The organism is Gemmobacter serpentinus (genome assembly GCF_008973825.1).
GTDB classification, from domain to species: Bacteria; Pseudomonadota; Alphaproteobacteria; order Rhodobacterales; family Rhodobacteraceae; genus Gemmobacter; species Gemmobacter serpentinus.
In genome coordinates this window covers 1-5,839 of the sequence record NZ_WCHR01000051.1, presented here as the reverse complement: position 1 = coordinate 5,839, position 5,839 = coordinate 1, and the positions used below count along the sequence as shown (strand labels likewise).

Below are 5,839 nucleotides of genomic sequence, written 5' to 3'. Positions count from 1 at the left end.
TTGGCACACATTGCGAAACGCACTCCCCATCAGCCGATGAAAAGGACTTCGCAGCAGCGCGTCAGCCACGCAACGTGGGGTTCAGACGCCGCTTACGCATCAAGGCGTTCGCTGCGATCAACGGCAAAGGCACAGCCCTCTAGTTGTAGGTAACGAGCATATCGGGCTGCGAACTCGTCCCGAAGTTTGGGAAACTCTTCATCGGACCAATGGGGAAGTGCTTCCGGCCCATCCAAGATTCGATCAATTAACCCGTTCTGGCTCTCGTGCGAAAACTCCGCCCAACGGTCAACCAGCAAAAAAAGCAACTCTCGAACGGCGTATATGTCCCAGAAAGCCGATTGATCGAGGGATAGAACAGCCTTGGCAGCTTGGTCAGCTTCGAAGATATTCTTCTTGCTATATGCATATAGCTTGAGCTTCCGAAAGAAAAACCGATCCGTCTCCGGCCAGATAGTCGCATGGGCTCGCGCTAGGTCGGGCAGTGTTTGCGACATGCGATCAAACAGCTCGACGAACCATTTCATGACCTCGGCGGCCTTGGTGACATGTTCTCGGCCATCGATCGCGCGATCCGGATAGCAGGTTGGGGTTCGGAAGTAGGTTGTCTCGATGTCCGCCAGTAAGCCCGACGCGTGGGTTAGCTGCTCCTCCAATATTGCGAACATCTGCGGCAAGACATCGTCGGGCACTTCAATATTAACGTCGTGCCGTTCAAGGAATTTGACCTCAAACTCACCGAGGTCGCTGAGGTGAATCTCATCCCACCGCATCGACGGGGGCTTCGATTGCCCCAAGCCGAAGGGTGATCTTATCTTAACCCTCGGAGTAGCCACGCGTCGGAAGTCGCGAAGAACGCTGGCCGTCCATCCTTCTTTGGCAATCCTCTTCTTCAGGTCAAACCAGCCGCCATCCCATTGGCGGTTCCGGGGATCTCGGTGGTGCTCAAGGACTAAGTTCCAAATGTGGCGCGCCCGCCCGTGAAGGTTTTCTAGGTGGTCCAGCTGCCATTCGATCTGTTGTAGCAGCCGAGGATGCAGGCCGTTTTGCCGAATTGCCCACCAAGCCAGAACGGGGCTGTCGATCACCTTGCCGATCCAAGTGATTAAGTGACTAAGGCGGATTGGGGTCGCTTCGTACCCTTCGATTTGTCGCCCAGCGAGACGATGGCCATCAGGTGGGTTGTCGTCCCCATCACGTAAGACGAGAAGATTATCATTGCTGACACCTTGCCTCTGCTCATCTTCCGAGATGTGGTCGAGATCATCGTCGAGCCCGTAGGCTGCTATCGGATCGAACGTTTCGGCTTCTTGACCGTAGCCTTTGCTCTGTCGGGCTGATCGCAGATTTCCATCGATCACACACACCCATTCGGGATGGGGGGGCGGATCGGCCAACGCAAACAACTTGGCCCCCTGCACAGTACGGAGAACGTGGGCGACTTGCCCACGCTCATGGGCCGACATCGCCTTGGGGTCCCCCAGGCTGGACGCAATAACCGAAGATCGCCATCGCCGAGGATCGTCGACGCGATCCGCCCAGGCCTCCATAGTCTTCCACAGATCAGCGTGGTCGGTGTAGGCTATTGCTGTCACGCCTCGATCACGCCATTTGGCTTCGATCTCCTCCGGTAGGCCCCGGTCGAACGCATAGAGTCGAGATCTGTCAAACTGCCCATCATGGTTCAGGCCCTGGAGGAGGTATTTGATCGGAGGGTCTTCAGCTTGGTAGCCGACAAGCACCACGGTGTATCGGGTTAGGAGGCTCCGAATGAAGTTTGTAGCCCACCCTTCAGACAGATAGGCGCGACCGAAGTCTGCACTACTCAGCACGTAGGGATGATGGTCCGAGCCAGGCGCGGCCAAACGTCCATGGAGATAAGTGATCCCCTCTATCGTTGTTCCGAGAGCCAGATCAGGGAAGCCTGGAGGCACATGCCTTGCCAGTTTGTCGCCACCTTCTCCGGTCTCGAACATCAGGTCGAAGTTCGTGGTTACGATCTGTGGAACGCCGCTTGGATTCGTTGAAATCCGTTTAATCAGAGCGTGTTCACGCCCAGAAACACCGTCCAATGGCGGGGCGCGCAGTCTTTCGCTGACCAGTGCATTAACCTCGTCTCTGCCGTACTCTTGGTGCAGAAGGTTAAAGATTTGATCGAGCGGGATGTTCGGTCCAAAAGGGTCGTCCAGCCAGGGCTGGAAGGCCGCCATGATCCGGGAGTTCTCCGGTGGTGTGAAAAACTCGATGACATGCCGAGTGAGTCCTACAAAGTCCGGCATTCCCGACGGTTTTGAAACCCCTGCGCCACACAAGAATACAACACGCCCGGCATCACAGCGTGCTAAGAGGACATCGGGTATAGATGGCGCATCAGCGTAAAATCTCATGGTATAAACCTATTGGTTCTGCTCGCGATTTATACTGCTGAATTTGTGGGAATAATCCAATGTCCACTTCTACGGCTTTCTGGGTGGTGTCTTCTACTGGAATGAAAATCAGCTTGAGGTTGAAGCGTCGTTTGCAGCTTAACCCCGCGATGCGCGACAGTCGTCAGGCTGTGACTCACTCGTCGGGTGCGACCAGCTCGGTATGGCTGACGCCGATGGCCTGTGCCAGTTCATAGAGCGTGATGATGGTCGGGTTACGCTGACCGCGCTCCAGGCCGCTCAGATATTGTTGGCTGAAGCCCGACCGCGCCTCGACCTCTTCTTGCGTGAGGCCCTTGGCGTGGCGCAGGCGTGAGAAATTTCGACCGACGAGTTTGCGCATATCCATGCGCGGCAAGATCGCGTGTCGCAGGGGCTGGAATTATCAACTATAGTATGTATTTGTGTCGGTAACCTCATTCCGGCTTCTGATCATACGCCTTTCACATCCCACCCTTTGCAGGCAGCGCACATGGCACGCCCCCTTTCCACATGGCTCACACAATCCATTCTCGCCGCTGCGTTGACGCTTGCGCAGCCAGCCCGGGCCGAGATCACCTTCGCCTATGCGGCCGACAGTCCGCTGGGGTCGCTCTTTGCGGCCCGGCTGACAGGAGAGATCACGGCCGCCGATTTGCATGCGCTGCAAGGGCAGATGGAAACGGCCGCCCTGGCGGGCAGACGACAGATGCAGCTCAATTCCGCAGGCGGCGATGTGGATGCCGCTCTGGCCATCGGCCGCCTGATGCGCAGCCTTGAATTTGACAGCATGGTCTTGCCACGCGGCCAATGCGACAGCGCCTGCGTGTTCGTGCTGGCGGCAGGCATCGACAAGGTGGTGGAGGGGACGGTCGGCATTCATCGCCCCTATTTCTCGCGCATCGCGGTCGCAGAGGTGGGCGCGGCCTTGCAGGGCGTGAAGGCGGATGTGGAAGCCTATCTGGCAGAGATGAACATTCCAACCCGTCTGGTCGAAGACATGTTCAGCACCGATCCGGCGGAGATGCGGGTCCTGACCGAGGCAGAACTGGGTGCCTATCGCTTGAACAGTCAGGATTATGTGGTGCGGGAAGAACGCGCGCAGCGCATGGCCGATGATCATGGTTTGAGCCGTGAGGCCTATGAGGCATTCCGGCAAGACATGAACTATCGCTGCCGGATTTTCACCGGCCAGCCCGAGCCGCTGAAGGCCTGCGTCCGCGAGGTTGCGGCGCGCCATGGCATCTCGCTTTAACCCCAATATGAGACATGACATGAAATTCGCCATGACGGGTTCCGTTGCCTTTACTCTTGCAGCCATGACTTTTTCCGGCCCGGCCGCCGGGCAAGACTGGGTTTCTCTGGGCGGCACGCTGAACAGCGAGATCGACATGCAATCGCTGCATATGCGCGACAACCTGCCCGTGGCGCAGATGCGCTATGGCGGCCAAACCGCGCAGGGCTCCGTCGGTATGACGCTGGAAATGGCCGCGATCTGTGCCGAGGACTATCTCTACATCCTGGGCGGCACGAGCACCGCAAGCTGGTCGGCAAGGGTCCTCCAGATGCCAGATCTGCCGGAGGAGGACCGTATCATCTATGTCCCGGCACCGAATGAGGCCTTCAACAATTTCTTCACCTATCTCTGCCGCAAATAGGCGGGGATGAGGATAGTCGAGATGCGGCAACCGGGCATGACCTCATTATGATGATCATCGCTCATATGGAGTGATGCAAAAAAAAATTGTGCTGCCTCTGCAAAGATTTCGAGACGTAGCATTTCTCGTTACGAGATCTGCATGCAAGGCATTGAAGTTAAATCATATAGTTTGTGTGATAATGATGCGCCGATACGACGCCAGCACATCCGAAATGCACGATATGACCTACATTTTGGCGAAGAAGCTTTGGGCGAGGTGAGCGTCGAAACCTCCGAGATTGGCCACGATATTCGCTGAGAATGCGCCTGCCGATATGATGGCCCTATATCCTGATCCTCATCCACCTTTCACCAAGCGCGGCGGTAGAACATGAGGGCTGAGCGCGTCCTTGAGGGTCATTCTCCAGCGGCGGGGGGGGGCTGATGGTCTGTGGGATGATGGCCGCGCCGGTGTCCCGGCAGGCTCATGGCGGCCTGCTGGGCGGGTCCATCACATCATCTCTTGCAATGGCTTTGAGATATGAAAGCGCTTGATCCGCGTGGCAGTGCCGGTGAGCATGCCCTGGGCGGCATCATATTTGCCATCAGGCTGATTGCCGCCGTAGATGCGCCCACGCAAGCAGCATCGGGTGGCAGGTGCGTATTGATGGTACCCTCCCAGTGGCAGATCTAAGAGTGTATGAAAAATTCATACAGGCAGCTGGTGGAAATCATGCTGAACGTATGAGTTATTCATACAGGAGGCGTCGACATTGCGAGAATACGCGGTTCAAACGTCTGAATGATCCATACGTTGAGATGAACCATTCAGACAGGCTTTTTCCCGGCCCCTCGCCCCATTTGAACGAGGAAGTCATTGCCCTCGGACCAACGGTCGAACTCGCGCGTCGCTGGTTTCCCTTTGCCGCTGGCGAACTCCGTCAGCCGCCATACGGTCGCCCTCCCGACACCTTCCACTCCAAGCACCCCAACTTTCTCGGCAATCAAGAAGCCTTTGGCCTGCAATTCCTGCATGGCTTTCCCGGCGGTGTTCTTGTCGAGGTTGAGGTATTCCGCTGCCTCGCGAACTGATAGGAAGAAAGCACCATTTTTCTCGCGATGTTTTCCGGATCGTCCGACGAGGAGGGGGTAGAGAGCTTTAGCTTTGGTGGTCAAGGAGAGCCACGCCGGGCTCTCCATCGTTTTCAACAGGAGGGGGACAAACGCCCCCATCCGTGCCTCATTCTTCTTGTCGCGCCCCATGTCACACCGGGAGGATCATAACAACGATGACCTGCGCGGCGCCCTCCGAGATAAGCTGGGTCAGGCGAAGGAGATGGCTATAAAGGCGGTACATCAGTACATCCCCGGTTTCCGGACGAGCAAGTTCATCAGCTGCGGCAGGTCGTGTTGGAAGGAAATCGCGACGATCTTGACCTTTTTATAGCTCCCCGAGGTGTCGCGCGCCCAAATCTTGGCGGTGAGATAGCGCAGCGGGCCGATGGTCACGCTCTCGATGCGGATCTCGTGCAGCTCGCCTTTGCTCAAGGTACCAAGCGGGCAGCGGTGGAAAAGGCGGACCAGCCGCATCGCGTCCATTATGCCCGTTCCCGGTTCTGGATCCACTTCGTGATGGAATCCGCGCTCCAGCCAACGGCTTTGCCGGTCAGTTTGAAAGCGCGGGGGAACTCATCTTTGGGTAAGCGTCCGGTCTGACCGCTATCTGTTCCAGCGCCATGGCAGCAGGTCGTCGACCTTTGTGATCTTGTAGTCGGGGATGCGGGCGATGGTGTCG

Annotated in this window: 7 protein-coding genes; 2 read left to right on the top strand and 5 right to left on the bottom strand. The window is 57.1% G+C overall.

The genetic code is table 11. The annotated features are described in order from the left end of the window. Nucleotides 1-92: 92 nt before the first annotated feature. Both GBJ34_RS19700 and GBJ34_RS19695 read right to left on the bottom strand, forming a co-directional pair. Nucleotides 93-2,210, bottom strand: coding sequence for an SIR2 family protein (locus GBJ34_RS19700; RefSeq protein WP_226341296.1), 2,118 nt, complete (start codon nt 2,208-2,210; stop codon nt 93-95). A gap of 352 nt (nt 2,211-2,562) precedes the next feature. Next, nucleotides 2,563-2,769: a helix-turn-helix domain-containing protein gene (locus GBJ34_RS19695; protein WP_226341295.1), complete on the bottom strand. Its 207-nt coding sequence runs from the start codon at nt 2,767-2,769 to the stop codon at nt 2,563-2,565. Between the two features lie 129 nt (nt 2,770-2,898). Between GBJ34_RS19695 and GBJ34_RS19690 the strand changes: the two genes are divergently transcribed. Beyond that, nucleotides 2,899-3,660 carry a COG3904 family protein gene (locus GBJ34_RS19690; protein ID WP_151720886.1) on the top strand — a complete coding sequence of 254 codons (762 nt, stop codon included), beginning with the start codon at nt 2,899-2,901 and terminating at the stop codon, nt 3,658-3,660. Between the two features lie 31 nt (nt 3,661-3,691). Beyond that, nucleotides 3,692-4,063, top strand: a complete 372-nt coding sequence (locus GBJ34_RS19685) for a hypothetical protein (RefSeq protein WP_192931302.1) — start codon at nt 3,692-3,694, stop codon at nt 4,061-4,063. Nucleotides 4,064-4,872: 809 nt separating this feature from the next. Here GBJ34_RS19685 and GBJ34_RS19680 read toward each other — a convergent pair. The 3 genes from GBJ34_RS19680 to GBJ34_RS21285 form a co-directional block, all read right to left on the bottom strand. Further along, nucleotides 4,873-5,277, bottom strand: coding sequence for a helix-turn-helix domain-containing protein (locus GBJ34_RS19680; RefSeq protein WP_192931301.1), 405 nt, complete (start codon nt 5,275-5,277; stop codon nt 4,873-4,875). 123 nt (nt 5,278-5,400) lie between these two features. Continuing rightward, nucleotides 5,401-5,643, bottom strand: coding sequence for a hypothetical protein (locus tag GBJ34_RS19675; protein WP_151720883.1), 243 nt, complete (start codon nt 5,641-5,643; stop codon nt 5,401-5,403). Then, the coding region (locus GBJ34_RS21285; protein WP_151720882.1) for a helix-turn-helix transcriptional regulator at nt 5,643-5,839 on the bottom strand (197 nt) is incomplete at its 5' end. The genes GBJ34_RS21285 and GBJ34_RS19675, both read right to left, overlap by 1 nt.

Bases quoted from the DNA above. Each gene is read 5' to 3' on its own strand.
- GBJ34_RS19685 (WP_192931302.1), top strand. From the start codon at position 3,692: ATGACGGGTTCCGTTGCCTTTACTCTTGCAGCCATGACTTTTTCCGGC.
- GBJ34_RS19695 (WP_226341295.1), bottom strand. From the start codon at position 2,769: ATGCGCAAACTCGTCGGTCGAAATTTCTCACGCCTGCGCCACGCCAAG.
- GBJ34_RS19700 (WP_226341296.1), bottom strand. From the start codon at position 2,210: ATGGCGGCCTTCCAGCCCTGGCTGGACGACCCTTTTGGACCGAACATC.
- GBJ34_RS19690 (WP_151720886.1), top strand. From the start codon at position 2,899: ATGGCACGCCCCCTTTCCACATGGCTCACACAATCCATTCTCGCCGCT.
- GBJ34_RS19680 (WP_192931301.1), bottom strand. From the start codon at position 5,277: ATGGGGGCGTTTGTCCCCCTCCTGTTGAAAACGATGGAGAGCCCGGCG.
- GBJ34_RS19675 (WP_151720883.1), bottom strand. From the start codon at position 5,643: ATGGACGCGATGCGGCTGGTCCGCCTTTTCCACCGCTGCCCGCTTGGT.